Source organism: Rhodococcus sp. 14-2483-1-1 (assembly GCF_002259335.1).
Lineage (GTDB): Bacteria > Actinomycetota > Actinomycetes > Mycobacteriales > Mycobacteriaceae > Rhodococcoides.
Genome location: NZ_NPFX01000005.1, coordinates 60,814 through 74,676 on the forward strand (window position 1 = coordinate 60,814; position 13,863 = coordinate 74,676).

At 65.0% G+C, this 13,863-nt stretch carries 11 protein-coding genes; 1 reads left to right on the plus strand and 10 read right to left on the minus strand.

Annotated elements, in window-relative coordinates; all coding sequences use genetic code 11:
- Positions 1–3: 3 nt before the first annotated feature.
- Positions 4–1,044, minus strand: a complete 1,041-nt coding sequence (locus tag CH294_RS03895; protein ID WP_032405755.1) for an iron ABC transporter substrate-binding protein — start codon at positions 1,042–1,044, stop codon at positions 4–6.
- A 116-nt stretch (positions 1,045–1,160) separates the two neighbouring features.
- Between CH294_RS03895 and CH294_RS03900 the strand changes: the two genes are divergently transcribed.
- Complete coding sequence (locus CH294_RS03900) at positions 1,161–2,354, plus strand: FAD-dependent monooxygenase (protein WP_094737054.1); 1,194 nt, start codon at positions 1,161–1,163, stop codon at positions 2,352–2,354.
- Here CH294_RS03900 and CH294_RS03905 read toward each other — a convergent pair.
- The 9 genes from CH294_RS03905 to CH294_RS03945 form a co-directional block, all read right to left on the minus strand.
- Entirely contained in the window at positions 2,351–3,244 is an 894-nt protein-coding gene (locus CH294_RS03905; RefSeq protein ID WP_094737055.1) for a siderophore-interacting protein, read from the minus strand. The genes CH294_RS03900 and CH294_RS03905 overlap by 4 nt on opposite strands.
- A gap of 47 nt (positions 3,245–3,291) precedes the next feature.
- Positions 3,292–5,109, minus strand: coding sequence for a siderophore-interacting protein (locus CH294_RS03910; protein WP_094737056.1), 1,818 nt, complete (start codon positions 5,107–5,109; stop codon positions 3,292–3,294).
- A gap of 51 nt (positions 5,110–5,160) precedes the next feature.
- Complete coding sequence (locus CH294_RS03915; protein ID WP_052078010.1) at positions 5,161–6,201, minus strand: ABC transporter substrate-binding protein; 1,041 nt, start codon at positions 6,199–6,201, stop codon at positions 5,161–5,163.
- A 72-nt stretch (positions 6,202–6,273) separates the two neighbouring features.
- On the minus strand, positions 6,274–7,089 hold the full coding sequence (locus CH294_RS03920; RefSeq protein WP_094737057.1) for an ABC transporter ATP-binding protein: 816 nt from the start codon (positions 7,087–7,089) through the stop codon (positions 6,274–6,276).
- Between the two features lie 13 nt (positions 7,090–7,102).
- Positions 7,103–8,167 carry an iron chelate uptake ABC transporter family permease subunit gene (locus CH294_RS03925; protein WP_094737058.1) on the minus strand — a complete coding sequence of 355 codons (1,065 nt, stop codon included), beginning with the start codon at positions 8,165–8,167 and terminating at the stop codon, positions 7,103–7,105.
- Complete coding sequence (locus CH294_RS03930) at positions 8,164–9,228, minus strand: iron chelate uptake ABC transporter family permease subunit (protein ID WP_094737182.1); 1,065 nt, start codon at positions 9,226–9,228, stop codon at positions 8,164–8,166. The genes CH294_RS03925 and CH294_RS03930 overlap by 4 nt, the downstream gene beginning before the upstream one ends.
- A gap of 5 nt (positions 9,229–9,233) precedes the next feature.
- Positions 9,234–10,538, minus strand: a complete 1,305-nt coding sequence (locus CH294_RS03935) for a SidA/IucD/PvdA family monooxygenase (RefSeq protein WP_094737059.1) — start codon at positions 10,536–10,538, stop codon at positions 9,234–9,236.
- A 135-nt stretch (positions 10,539–10,673) separates the two neighbouring features.
- Positions 10,674–12,545, minus strand: a complete 1,872-nt coding sequence (locus CH294_RS03940; protein WP_141216439.1) for a siderophore-interacting protein — start codon at positions 12,543–12,545, stop codon at positions 10,674–10,676.
- Positions 12,546–12,615: 70 nt separating this feature from the next.
- Complete coding sequence (locus tag CH294_RS03945; RefSeq protein ID WP_094737061.1) at positions 12,616–13,689, minus strand: ABC transporter substrate-binding protein; 1,074 nt, start codon at positions 13,687–13,689, stop codon at positions 12,616–12,618.
- Between the last annotated feature and the right edge of the window lie 174 nt (positions 13,690–13,863).

Here is a 13,863-nt window from a genome sequence, read left to right on the forward strand (position 1 = left end):
CGACTAGATGATTCCGACGTCGGTGAGCAGGGTCTGGGTCTCCTCGAGGGACGAGAGCCGGCCCAGATCGAGATCGGTCGAGCCCAAGTCGGACAGCGGCGGCAGGTCGTAGTCCGAGGTGACGCCGTCGATGACGGGGTACTCGGCGGTCTCGTTCGCGAAGTAGGTCTGCGATTCGGTCGAGAGCAGCTCACGGACGAAGTCGAATGCGGCCTCCTGGTTGTCCGACGCAGCCAGCACACCGGCTCCGGCGACGTTGATCAGTGCGCCGGGATCACCGGGCTCGAAGTAGTGCAGCTCGACGGGAGCGTCGGCACCGTTCTCGTCCTTGAACGGGTACCAGTAGTAGTGGTTGAGGAGGCCGGTGGCGACCTGTCCATCGTTGACGGCGGTCAGCAGCGGGCCGTTGCCCTCGAACGCAACGGGCTCGTTGGCGACGAATCCTTCGAGCCAGGTGCGAGCACCGTCCTCACCGCGCTGCACGCGGAGGGCAGTGACGAAAGCCTGGAACGACGCGTTGGTCGGTGCGTAGCCGATCTGTCCGCGCCAGCGGGGATCGAGCAGTCCGTCGATGCCGGTCGGCAGGTCTGCTGCCTGCACCGAATCGGAGTTGTAGGCCAGCACGCGGGCCCGTGCTGAGGTGGCTACCCAGGTGCCGTCGGTGCCGCGGTACTGCTCGGGGACGAGCGAGAGGATGTCCTCGGGCAACGGCGCGAGTGCGCCTGCCTCGTCGAGAGCGCCGAGGGCGCCTGCGTCCTGTCCGTAGAAGACGTCGGCCGGCGTCGCGTCGCCCTCTTCGAGGATCTTCGCGGCCTGGGCGTTGGTGTTGCCCGAGTAGTCGACCTCGATACCGCCGCCGATACGCTCGATCAGCGGGTCGACGAGTTCTTCACCGCGGCCGGAGTACACCACCAGCGCGGTGTCTGCGGTGGCGGACTCGGATGTGGACGCGGCCTCGTCGGTGGAGCCCGAGCTGCACGCAGTGAGACCGAGGACGAGGGTTGCGCTGCACGAGAGCAGGGCCAAACGACGGACTGTGAACACTGGACTCCTGACGAAAAGGATGAACCGGACAATCCGAGAAGGTACACCACCAAGGTGAGGCTCAGCTACTTTCCCTTTCGGGATTGAACGACCAGCCGCCCGGGCATGCCCGTCCCATGACTTCTCGAGTGCTCGTCACCGGTGCCAGCATCGCCGGACCCACCGTGGCCTTCTGGCTCGACAAGGCCGGTTACGACGTCACCGTCGTCGAACGCGCTCCGCACTTGCGACTCGGCGGCCAGAACATCGATGTTCGTGGATCGGGCCGCGAGGTGCTGCGGCGGATGGGCATGGACGCGACGTTGCTCGCCAACGGCACCACCGAGAAGGGCACCCGATTCGTCGACGACAACGACGCCACCATTGCCGCTTTCCCGGCCGGCGACGGATCTCACGACGGACCGACAGCGGAGTTGGAGATTCTGCGCGGCGAGTTCGCTCGGATTCTCGTCGAATCAGCCGGTCCGCGAACCGAATACCGGTACGGCGATCGTGTCGTCGGCGTGGTTCAGGATGCCGACGGCGTGGACGTCACGTTCGCGTCGACCGCAGCGGAAAGGTTCGATCTCGTCCTGTTCGCCGACGGAGTCCGTTCCAGCAGTAGAGAACTGGTGTTTCCTGCCGAAGCGGAGACCACGCCGGTCGGCCTGTACACCGCCTATGGGGTGTTGCCGAAGGGACCGAGCGACGACGGCTGGTGGCGTTGGTGCAACGCCCCCGGATCCAGAGTCGCCAATCTGCGCCCGGACAACCTCGGCACGACGCGTTTCAGCCTGTCCTGGGTGTCCGACGACGGCGGGTACGAAGGCGCGTCCACCGAGCAGGTGATTGCCGCCTTGCGGGCGAAGTTCGCCGACGTCGGCTGGGAAGTACCCAGAATTGTGAATTCGCTCGGACCGGATTCGGAGCTCTACGTCGACTACCTCGCGCAGGTGAGGGCCCCGCGTTGGTCGAACGGAAGGATAGGGATGCTCGGCGACGCCGCCTGGTGCGCAACACCGCTGAGCGGCATGGGCACCACGTTGTCGGTCACCGGTGCCTACGTCCTCGCCGGCGAACTCGCCCGGGCCGAGGACCATCGCGCAGGCTTCGAAGCCTTCGAGACGCGGATGCGGCCGTTCGTCGAGCAGGCCCAGAAGCTGCCGCCCGGCGTGCCTCGCGTCGCGCACCCGAAAACCGCTGCGGGAGTGGCCGCATTCCGCGGGGTACTTCGTCTCGCCGGATCGAAACCCGTGCAGGCGGTCACGAGCAGATTCCTCGGTCCCGACGCGGCGACGCTGGAGTTGCCGAACTACGAATTTCGTAGTTAGAGCCCGACCCGCTCGAGCAGCGCGTCGAATGCCTCACTGGCTTCCTGCTCGGTGCGGCCGGATTCGATGACGCCGTTGTACACCGCCAGCGCTTCTTCCTGGTATTGCTTGTACTTCTCGAGCCACTTCTCGGAATCGGCCCGCCAGTATCCGATGATGTCGAAATGCGCTATGTCGTAGCCCAATTCCTTACGGAAGTACTTACGCACCCGACGCGAGGACGACGCCTCCCCGGCGAACCACACGTAGCCGCGTCCTTCGGGCAGCGGGTACGCCAACGCGGCGTCGTCGAGAACGCTTGCGCTGTCTCCGTTTCCGGAACCGATGCGCCAATCGAACGTGACGTCGGCAGGAGTTTCGAAGGATTGGATGTCGCCGCGCTCGAGCACCTCGACGATGGCGTGAGCCTTCGCCCCGGCCGGCAACTGTTCGACGAGCCGGCCGAGTGCGGGCAACCCGGTCATGTCGGCGACCAGCAGCAGCCATTCGACGTCGGCGGGAGGTGAATACCAGGATCGCGGACGCGTGAACAGCACCGTCTGCCCCGGGGTGGCCTGCTGCGCCCAGGTTGCCGCGACGCCGCCCTCGTGTGCGAAGAAGTCGACGGTCAATTCACCGCGCGCCTCGTCGAGGCGGCGGATGGTGTAGTTGCGGCCCTCCGGTGGGTTTTCCAGACCGTGGAACCACCACAGGCCGTCGACCTCGGTCATCGGCGGCGGCGTCACCTCCCCTTCTCGTGGAAAGTAGACGCCGACACACTCGTCGGGTACCCCGAGGGTGCGGTAGGCAGCGACATGCTCGCCGCCGAACGTCACGCGCACCATGTGCACCGTGAGCTGTTCCACCGCAACGACGTCGGCGTAGTAGAAGCCACGCGATCCTTCACTCATCTTCGTCCTCGATACATATCTCGTCGTTTCTTCCGAGAACCCTCAGGCTAACCCCGGTAAGCATGTCCGCCGAACTCGGCGATGGTCGAGCCCCAACCCAACGATCCGAAACGGGGCGGCTCGAACCCCGACCCGACGACCAACTCCCGTACTTCCGCTGCAGTGCGACGACCCGAGCCGTACAGACACAGCCGCAACAGGTCGTCCTCTGTGTCGTGGTCATCGGTGGTGTCGGGATCGAGCAGGTCGGTGATCAGCACCACCCGCCGCCCCGAATTCCCCAGTGCCTTCAGCAGCACTCGGGCATCGGCGTCGGGGTGAGAATCGAGCACGTCGGCCGCGATCACCAGATCGACAGGCTCGGCCAACGGAACGAATTCACTGGCGTCGATGCGTTCGACCAGGTCCCGACGCGACGGAGCCACATCGGCTGCCGTGCGATCGCCCTGAGCGGGGAGTCCGACGAGACGTAGCGTCAGGTCGGGGTGCATGCGCGCCAGAGTATCCGCGTACACACCACCGCCCTCGCCGTAGATTGCGACGGTCCGCATTCCCTCCAGGTCGACTGCATCGGGCAGCGCGGGCGCTAGATACACGGCACCGAATGCTGCTTCTTCGTGAAAGTCAGCGGCGAACCCGTACTCGCTCATCTTGTCGACGAAGCCGTGCTGCCGCGCCGGCGCCCCGCTACGTACGGTGTCGAGAAGGCCGAGGAACGCCATGTCCAGTCGTGAATGAATCCTGTCGAAATTCAACGACCGAGTGACGAAGGCGTCCGGGTCGCTGAGAAGCGCACCCATCTCGGAGAGTCCGAAACGGGTGCCGTCGGTGGTCAACAGTCCCATCAGAACCAGATGCCGCAGTAGCTTGGCGGTGGCACCGGGATGCGTCGAACACTGGGCTGCGATGTCCGACGGCGTGCCTGCCCCGCCGTCGATCGCGGCGAAGATGCCGACGGTGACGGCGGTGCGAATAGCGAACGGCGGCAACAACTCCGACAACTCATGTAACTGGGCATCGGGAGCCGACTCCGCCGATGATCCAACGGTTGCGATCTCGCGTCGCTTCCAGTACCCGGCGATCTCGACGAATTGCTTCGCAATTTCTTTGTCCACCTTGGCCCAGCGACGCAGGGGTTTGATCGTCGACGCCTCCCCCGCCACCCACAGGTATGGCTGTCCGGGACGCCACTGCGCACGCTGCACCGTCTCCACCAAGCGTGACTCGCCGCCACTGTCGGTCCGACAGAGCCAGGTGATATCCACCGGCGCAGCGCTTGTCAGCTCTTGCCGGTGTGCGTGCTCGGAAACCTCGATGACCACCGTGGCAGGTAGATCGGCGGGCAACTTCTCCAGACAGTGCGCGATTGCGGGCAACGCAGTCTCGTCGCCGGCGATCAACATCCAGTCGACGCCGACGGGCAGTCCGGCCGAATGCTTGGGTCCGGCAACGAGAATCTTCTCGCCGGGCCGGACCGTGTCGGCCCAGTCGGCTGCCAGTCCACCCTCGTGGGCGGCGAAGTCGAGAGCCATCTCGCGGCGCTCGTCATCGAAACGGCGCACCGTGTAGGTCCTGCCGTACGGGAACGATCCCGGTGGCCAGTCGACCGTTCCGTCACCCGCGTTCTCGGGCACCGGAAACGGCAGCTTACCGGTGATCGGATCCACCGGAAGGACTTTGACGTCGTCATCGAATCCGGTGCTACACACCGGTGGCAGCTCGACGCCGTCACGCACATGCGCATCCATCGACGGACCGCCCACGACCACGCGCCGCATCCCGGGCGTCACGTCTTCCACGGCCAGTACGTCGAGTTCCCGCATACAGATCGGAAAAACTCGAAGCTCGCGGACGGTCCCCGCCATCGAGGGCTCTCCTTCGGTCGAACGAATACGGTTGTCTCGTACCGATGTCGGCTATCCGGCGAACATCTGCTGGACGAGATCGAGCGTGCCCATCACGCCGTCGTAGTCCGGGCGGTAGCTCGTGGCCGGAAGCTCGTACACCGTGCCGGACGTGAAAGCAGGTAGAGCGGCGTAGGCCGGATCTCCTTGCAGCTCGGCCAGACTGCGCCCGGCAACCGGAACCACGAACATCACCGGCGCACTCGCGATCGGCGCGAGCAGTTCGGGGCTGACCACAAATGAATCACCCGAGCCGTACAGCTCCGGGTTGTTCGCTTTGGTCATGACGTCGTCGGGCTCGAATCCGACCGACTCGAGCAACGTCGGCAATGCCGCGGTCTGCGGAATGAACGAGGGCTCGTTCGTGCTCAACGAGAGCAGGTACGACACCGGCGCGCCGGGAACGGCGATCGAATCCTTCACCTCGGAAACCCTGTCTTCGTACGCCGTCATCAGTGCCTCGACCTTGTCGGATTCACCGGCAGCCTCGGCGACCTCCTCGAGCTCGCCCTGCCAGGTAGTGACGCTCGACGGGACCAGCACGGTCGGTGCGATCTGGGTCAACTGCTCATATGATTGCTGCGCCAGAACAGCTGCGAAGCCTTGCCCTCCACCGATGATGAGATCGGGCGCGGCCTGTGCGATGGCTTCGAGGTCGAGCTGATCTCCGGCCGGCAACTCCAGAGTGCCTTGTGCCTGCGCCTTCTCGGCCCACTGCGGCGGAAAACCGCCGTCGAGATTGGTCACTCCGAGCAGCCGAGTGTCGGCGATGGTGACGGGAGCATCGAGAGTGAACAGGTAGCCCGCCAGGCCCGCGGACAGCACCGCAATGCGCTGGGGGTCCGCCGGAACGGTCACCTCGCCCTGGTCGGTCGAGATCACCCGGGTGTCACTCGTAGATGTTCCCGCTCCCTCGTTCGATGCGGGCTCGGAGCTGCAGGCGGCCGAGCCGAGGGCGACGAGTGCCGCCGAGGCGAGGGCAACGACGCGAAGGGCCCGTCGCTCGGTATGTGTACGGCGACGGCCGGCTTCGGGCTGCTTCCAACTCGGCACTGATGGATCCTTTCGAGATCTTCACTCGAACCCGAAGGTCCGTTTTGCCGAGTGTAAACCAAGGCTTACCTACTATGCGTCAGCGGTATCGCCTATCGTCGTCGTTCTCACCCGAGGAATCACCAACGGAGTGTGTGATTCCGGATCGTCGATGATGCGGCACGGCAGCCCGAACACCGACTCGACCAACTCGGCTGTGACGATCTCGGCCGGCGGACCTTCTGTGACCACGGCACCGTCCTTCATCGCGATGATGTGATCGGCATACCTGCACGCATGATTGAGGTCGTGCAGCACCGCGACCAGAGTATTGCCGTTCTCGCGGGGCAGTGTGGCCAACAGGTCGAGAAGCTCGATCTGGTGGGCGATGTCGAGGAAGGTCGTGGGCTCGTCCAAGAGCAACAGCGGTGTCTGTTGCGCGAGAACCATTGCCACCCACACTCGTTGCTGCTGTCCACCGGACAGTTCGTCGACCGGCCGGGCCGACAGCGACGTCACGCCGGTGGCGTCCATGGCCAAGGCCACCGCAGCCTCGTCAGCCGTCGACCACTGCCGGATCAGCTTCTGATGCGGATATCGTCCTCGCGCAACGAGATCGGCCACCGAGATACCGTCGGGGGCGATGGAGGTCTGGGGCAACAGGCCCAGGCGTCGAGCCACCTCCTTCGCCGGATACGACGAGATTGCCGTGCCGTCCAGCAGAACGGCTCCGTGGGAGGGCTTCAGCAGCCGCGAGAGCGCCCGCAGCAGCGTCGATTTACCGCACGCGTTGGGCCCGACGATGACGGTGAACTTGCCGTCGGGAATCGCAACGGTCAAGTTCTCGATGATCACGCTCTTGTCGTATCCGACCGTGATCGCGTCCGCGTGCAACCGAGACTCGGTCATCGCTTTCTCCCTGTCATTGCTTTCTCCCTTCACGAGCGAGCAACCACACGAAATATGCGCCTCCGACCGACACGGTCACAACGCCGACCGGCAGCTGAGTCGGGGCGAAGACGCGCTGTGCGACAACGTCACTGACCACCAGCAGCAGCGCCCCCATGCAGGCTGCGGGTACCATCGCCACTCCCGATGTGCCGGTGAGCCTGCGTGCAAGTTGCGGCGCGGCGAGCGCGACGAACGAGATGGGTCCCGCGGCCGCAGTGACCAGTGCGATCAACGCGACGCCCAGAAAAACGAGCATCAGACGCGTCGGTTCGGCGCGCACCCCGAGCGCTCGTGCGGCGTCGTCCCCCATCTCCAACATCGGCAGCCGACGCGACAACACCGCCAGGCACGGGGCGATGACGGCCATCACCACCAGCGCGGGCCACACCTGCGCCCACCCCAACCCGTTGAGACTGCCCGCGCCCCAGACGGCGGCCGCGATCGCCTCGGCCAGATCGGCCTTGACGACCAACCAGGTGTTGATCGAGGCCAGTATCGCGCTGACGCCGATCCCGACGATGATCAGTCGAAAGCCCTGCACCCCGCGCTTGTACGCGAGTAGATACACCGCCGCGGCCGTGGCCAGTCCGCCCACGAGCGCGCCGGCTCCGGTCTGGTAGTAACCACCGCCGAGCGTGAGGATGACGACGAGCGCGCCGGTGTACGCACCGGTGGCGAATCCGATGATGTCCGGGCTACCCAACGGATTGCGCGTCAACGATTGAAAGACCGCACCGGATACACCGAGGGCGGCTCCGAACAGGAACGCCAGGACCACCCGAGGAAACCGCCACTCCATGACGATGATCTCGGTGATGCGCGGAGCGTCGCCGAACACCGCGGCGAGCACCTCGTTCGGCGGAATGTAGTAGTCGCCGGTACCGATCGCAACGACGGCAACCGCTGCAGTCACCAGCAGCAGTGCAGCGCAGACCGCCACCGTTCGGATGTCGATTCGGCCGTCCACCCGATCACGCAGTCGAACGATCCACAGCCGCCGCCCGAAGTCCACGTTGCCGTGCTGACCCTGCGTCACAGTCCGCTCGTCTTCTTCCGGCGGACCAGCACGATCAGTACCGGAGCGCCGACGAATGCGGTGACTATGCCCACTTGCAATTCCCCGGGGCGGATCACGATGCGGCCCACCACGTCCGAGAGCAGTAGCAGCCCCGGTGCCGCGAATAGCGTGTAGATCAGAATCCAGCGCTGATCCGGCCCGACGAACCACCGCACCATGTGCGGGATCATCAGTCCGACGAACCCGATGGGCCCGGCCGCTGCGGTCGCGGCACCAGCGAGCAGAGTTACCGCTACGACTCCGATGATGCGCGTACGAATCACTCGTGCCCCCAACGACTGTGCCAGATCGTCACCGAGGGCGATCGCGTTGAGCGGACGCGCGACGAGGGCAGCCAGGAACAGCCCGAGTGCGATGAACGGACCGGTTGCCGTTGTGATGTCCAGGCCGCGTCCGGCCAATGATCCCGCGCTCCAGAACCGCATCCTGTCGAAGGCGTCCGGGTCGAGTAGCAGCATGCCCGAGGTGATGCCGCCCAGTACCGCACCGAGCGCAATTCCGGACAGCGTCAGGCGAATCGGCGTTGCGCCCGCTCGCCCCATCGAGCCCAGTGCGTACACCGCGACCGCAGCGAGCGCGGCACCGGCGAACGCGAACCAGATGTAGGAGTCGATACCGGTGAAACCCAACACGCCGACTGCGATCGCGACGAAGAACGCCGCTCCGGCGTTGACACCCAGGATGCCCGGGTCGGCCAGAGGATTTCGCGTCATCGCCTGAATCAGTGCACCGGCAACCCCGAGCGCGGCTCCGACGAGAAGCCCGAGAACCGTTCTCGGAAGGCGTAGTTCGCGGACGATCACGGAGTCGGTCGACGCGTCGGGGAAGAACAGGCCGTGCCACACCGAACCGAGGGGGATGTACTCGGTACCCACCGCGATACTCACCAGGCACAGCGCGGCGAGAATACCGATGACGACGAACAACCCCGCGGCCCGCCGCGCATTCGTGCGAGCGAGACCGACGACTTCGGCCGGAACGTCTCGCTGTTCCGGCTCGTCGCCCACGCTCGTCCGCACCCGATTCACACCACCGTTCGCACCCTCGTGCTCACGGCGGACTTCACGATCTCACCGCTGCGAACAGCGATGTTGGACAGCAACGACGAGGTCAGACCGTGCGTGTGCTCGGTCCCGCCCTGCAGATAGATCGACCCCGCGCTCGGTTCACGCATGACGAGCCGATAGTCCCGCGTCACGCGCGGACCGCACGTGTCGAACTCGACGGCGTCGAACAGCGGACCGAGGATCTCGGGGAGATCGAGGGACGTGAAGCCGGTGGCATAGACGACAGCGTCGCACAGTACGTCCTCGGTCAACCCGGTAGGGCCGTGCTCGACGGCGGCCCGGACACCGGACGGCTCCTCGACGGCGTCGACCATTCGAGATGCTCCGTGCACGAAAAGCCGGCGCTCCCCGCTGACCCGTTCGGCGTACTCACGCGCGTACAGCTCTTCGATCAGCGGCAGATCGACCGCGGAATAGTTCGTGCCGCGGTGGTAGTGCAGCAACTGATCACGCAGCGTGTGCGACGACGAATAGAAGTCGTCCACGGCCGTCGGATCGAAGATGCGATTGGCGTAGGGGCTGTCGTCGGCCGGGCTGTACCCGTACTTGCGGAGTACCGCGTGCACCGAGGAATCTCGGTAGGTCGAGTGCAGGTAGTCCACCACCTCGGCAGCGCTCTGCCCGGCGCCGACGACGACGAACGTGCGATGCGTCCGCGACGGCAGTCGGTCCAGGTGCCCGAGCAGGTCGTGATTGTGGAATTGCCTGCTCGACGCGGTCACACCGTCGGGCATGGTGGCCGTCAAACCGCCGGCAAGCACGATGTTTCGACCTCGCACGGTGCCGCTTCGTCGGCCCTCGGTGCGGACGCCGTATCCGTCACCGGTGTCGACGATGTCGACCGCTCGGGTGCCGTAGTGCACCGTCGCGTCGACCTTTCCTGCGGCCCACGACAGGTAGTCGTGGAACTCGAGCCGGCTCGGGAAGAACGTCTGCAGATTGATGAAGTGGTTGAGTCGACCCTGCTCCGACAGATAGGCAAGGAACGTGTACTCGCTGCTGGCGTTGCGCTGAGTGGCCAGGTCCTTCAGGAACGAGATCTGCATCGTCGTTCCCGGCAACAACATGCCGGGGTGCCAGGCGAACTCGCCCTTGGACTCGACGAAGCAGGCCGTCAATCGTTCTGTTGGAGCGCAGGTTCGGTTGTGCTCCTCGATCGCAATGGCCAGCCCCAGATTGGAGGGCCCGAATCCGACACCGACGATGTCGTACTCGCAGTCTTCGGTGAGGTCGTATTCTCGCGAGTTGTCGTCGACAGTCATCGTGCAATCGCTCCTGACAGTGAATGGGTCCAAGACCGCGTTTCTGCGCGCAACGAAAGTGCCTGAGCATCCGCGCACGCCTTCAGTAGGCAACGCTAACCTAACTAGCGCACTATCACAACGGCTTCGACGGTGTCAGGGAACACGGTGCAGATCCAGCACCGTGATACCCCAGCCGACCAGGGTCGACGCCGTAACCGCGAGGCCGGCATCGGCTGCTACGGAAGCGAATTCGGATCTCGTTCGGACACCGCTACCGTGCATGCAGAGCATCAGTAGATCGAATTCGGCCTGGTCCTCGTCGAACGAACCGTCGTTCGACAGCCGCTCGACGACGACCAATTTTCCGTTATCGGCCAATCCCGTTGCCGCATTGCGCAACAACAGTGCGAGGTCCTCGTCGCGATAGTGCCCGGTGACCTCGAGCAACAGATACGCGTCGTAACCGCTCGCGCGGTTCGCACGCGGCTCGGACATGACACTCTGCGGGTGATTTTCCACTCGCTCTTGAAGTTCGGGCCACGTCTCGAGGTCGCGTCGAATCGATTCCAGCTCACTGGGCAACCCGAGCACACCGGCCGACATACCGTCGTAGCGCGCGAGAACGGAACCGAGCACCACCCCGGATGCCGCGCCCGTCACCAACACGGTCGACACGCCGTCGAACGAATAATCCTGCGCCAGAGCAGGACCGAGGAACGCAGCTTCGTCGGCGATGTGGTTGTGATGCAGTTCGGTGAGACGGGGCGACCCGGCGAGGTCATCGCTCAGAGTCCTGCCGGTCAGCAGGCTCGCACTGGCGGTGCCGGTGCGCAAGCTGTCGACGAGACCGGTGATCGACAGCTCCACCCGTGCCTCGATACCGTCCAAGTCCAACCAATGCGAAATCCAGTCGTCACCGAGCATCGCTTCGCCGACGTCGGCAAGTGTCAACCCGCCATCGGCATCCTCGGCAAGGACGTCGACGGCACGCAGATACCGAACGAATTTCGCCAAGGCGCGCCTGTCGGTACCGGTCACCGACGCAAGTGAATCGACGGTGCACACTCCGCGCGAGACATGCAGAGGGATTCGCAGTGTATTTGCGGCCCTGATCGCGAACGGGGAGAAAATCTCCGCCAGTTCGGCGAGCTTGTCGAACGGCTCGGCATCGGCGACGCTCAGATCGGGGACCTCCGGATCGTCCGCGCGGGTCGGAACCTCTGCCCGTCGCCAGTAGCCGGTGATGTCGACCATCTCCGGCGGCAGGGCCCGATCCTCGCGCAGGTATCGCCTGATGCCCTTGAGAGCTGTGGATTCGCCTGCTACCCAGGCGAATACCGTTCCTTCCCACCAGGGCGCATCACGCACGGCCGATTCCAGCCGGCCTCCGGTGCCTGCGACTGCGCCGTCACCGTGCACCCAGGTGATCTTCGCGTCGGCGGCCGTCGGGAGCGGTAGCTCTCGCTCGACGTCGGCTACCTCGACGAACACCCGAATACGTTGTTCCGGCAACGCCTCTTCGAGACAGCGGGCGATGGCAGGCAACGCCGTTTCGTCGCCGACGAGCAACACCCAGTCCACGTCGGCGGGTGCACGACCCGACCGCACCGGACCGAGCAGCGGGATGGAATCACCCACGGAGCACCGACGCCCCCACGTCGACGCGATTCCGGTGTCGTGGGTGACGAAATCGAGGGTCAGTTCTGCATTTCCGGTGTCGACGCTGCGCACCGTGTAGTTACGAGTCACCGGCCGAGGGTCCCGCCGCCACTCCACCGTGCGCTCGTGCTGCACGGGCAATGCCATCGTGCCGTTGTCGTCGAGCGGGAAAAACAGACGGACGAAGTCGTCGAATCCTTCGCTGCGCAGCGCCGGAAACCGGTAGCCGTAGCGGGAGAACTCCCGCAGCTGCGGCCCACCCAACACGATTCTGCGCATACCCGGACTCAGTTGGCGTGTCTCGATCACCGTGGCCGTACGCAGGACTTCGGGAAAGACGACCTGAAGTCGATGGGACCTTGCCACGGTGAACACGCTCCTGGTGTCGAAAGTGATTGCGCCTGTGCACGCGTCGGGTGGGGTCGCCCGGCGAAGATCAGCCCTGAACGTTCTCGGCTGCAGTGTTCAGCGCCGAGGCCACGTCGTCGAGGATGTACGGGATGGTCAGCACCGTCAGTCCACCGAACGCGAAGTTCTTGTCGGCGCTGAGTGCTTGGGTGGAGGCGGTCCGGCCCTCCGCCAGCACGGGCTGCGACGCGACTGAGGGTTCGGCGAGGAACCCGGCGAGCGATTCCTTGTCGTACGCCACGACGAACAGCACGTCGGACTTCAACAGCGATGCCTGCTCGAGGCTGAGCTCGAAGTACACGGCATCGGGGTCCTCGGCCGGGTCTGCCTGCTGGATGGTGGGTTCGTCGACGAGTCCGAGCTGTTCCAGAAACTCGACGCGTACGTCGTTGTCCTTGCTGACGGCAAACGTGCCGGGAGCGTTGGGCAACGCGATGGTGACGGTCTTACCCTGCAGCGCCGGGTATTTCGCAGCGGTGTCGGCGATGGAATTCTCGACGCCGGAGACCAGGTCAGCGGCCTCCTTCTCCTTACCGAGAGCCTTACCTGCGATCGTGAGCTGGTCTTCCCACGACGTTGTCCACTGCTTGTCGGGGTACGCGACGACCGGTGCAATATCGGAGAGCTGGTCGAATTCCTCCTGGCTCAGTCCCGAGTACGGCGCGAAGATCAGATCCGGTGCAGCAGCAGCGAACTGCTCGACGGGGACCGCTCCGGTGCCGTCACCGGAGAACAGCGTGGGAGTCTCGCCACCCAGGTCGGCGAGCGCTTTCGCGTCCCACTGCAGAATGCCGCGTTCGTCCGCACCGTACTGGTCACCGTCGAAGGTCGGCATGGCGACGGGCACGACACCGAGGGCGAGAATCGCGTCCTGGTTCGACCAGCCCCAGGTGGCGATCCGCTTGGGTGCCTCAGGGATCGTCGCGGAGCCCAGGGCCGAGTCGATCGTGACCGGGAAGGCGGACTCCTGCGCAGAAGTCGTCGAGTCGGCGGTAGGCGTCTCCGCGGTATCACTGCTGCATCCGGCAGCGAGGGCTATGGTCAGCCCGCCTGCGAGCGCGACCGACGCGGCGCTCCTCGTCCATTTCGTACGAACCTTCATCGTTCCTCGGAACCTCTCGACTCGACCACGCACTGACTGGTTGCCGCACCCGACCGGGCGAGGCGACTGAGAAGGTAGCACTATTGAGGCAAGCCTCACCTCATTCGATGCGCGACCGTGCCGCACACTCAGAAGCTAGGCTAGGCTACCCTCGCTGAGGCGTCGGGTCCGTCG

Bases quoted from the DNA above. Each gene is read 5' to 3' on its own strand.
- CH294_RS03900 (WP_094737054.1), top strand. From the start codon at position 1,161: ATGACTTCTCGAGTGCTCGTCACCGGTGCCAGCATCGCCGGACCCACC.
- CH294_RS03945 (WP_094737061.1), bottom strand. From the start codon at position 13,689: ATGAAGGTTCGTACGAAATGGACGAGGAGCGCCGCGTCGGTCGCGCTC.
- CH294_RS03920 (WP_094737057.1), bottom strand. From the start codon at position 7,089: ATGACCGAGTCTCGGTTGCACGCGGACGCGATCACGGTCGGATACGAC.
- CH294_RS03905 (WP_094737055.1), bottom strand. From the start codon at position 3,244: ATGAGTGAAGGATCGCGTGGCTTCTACTACGCCGACGTCGTTGCGGTG.
- CH294_RS03935 (WP_094737059.1), bottom strand. From the start codon at position 10,538: ATGACTGTCGACGACAACTCGCGAGAATACGACCTCACCGAAGACTGC.
- CH294_RS03910 (WP_094737056.1), bottom strand. From the start codon at position 5,109: ATGGCGGGGACCGTCCGCGAGCTTCGAGTTTTTCCGATCTGTATGCGG.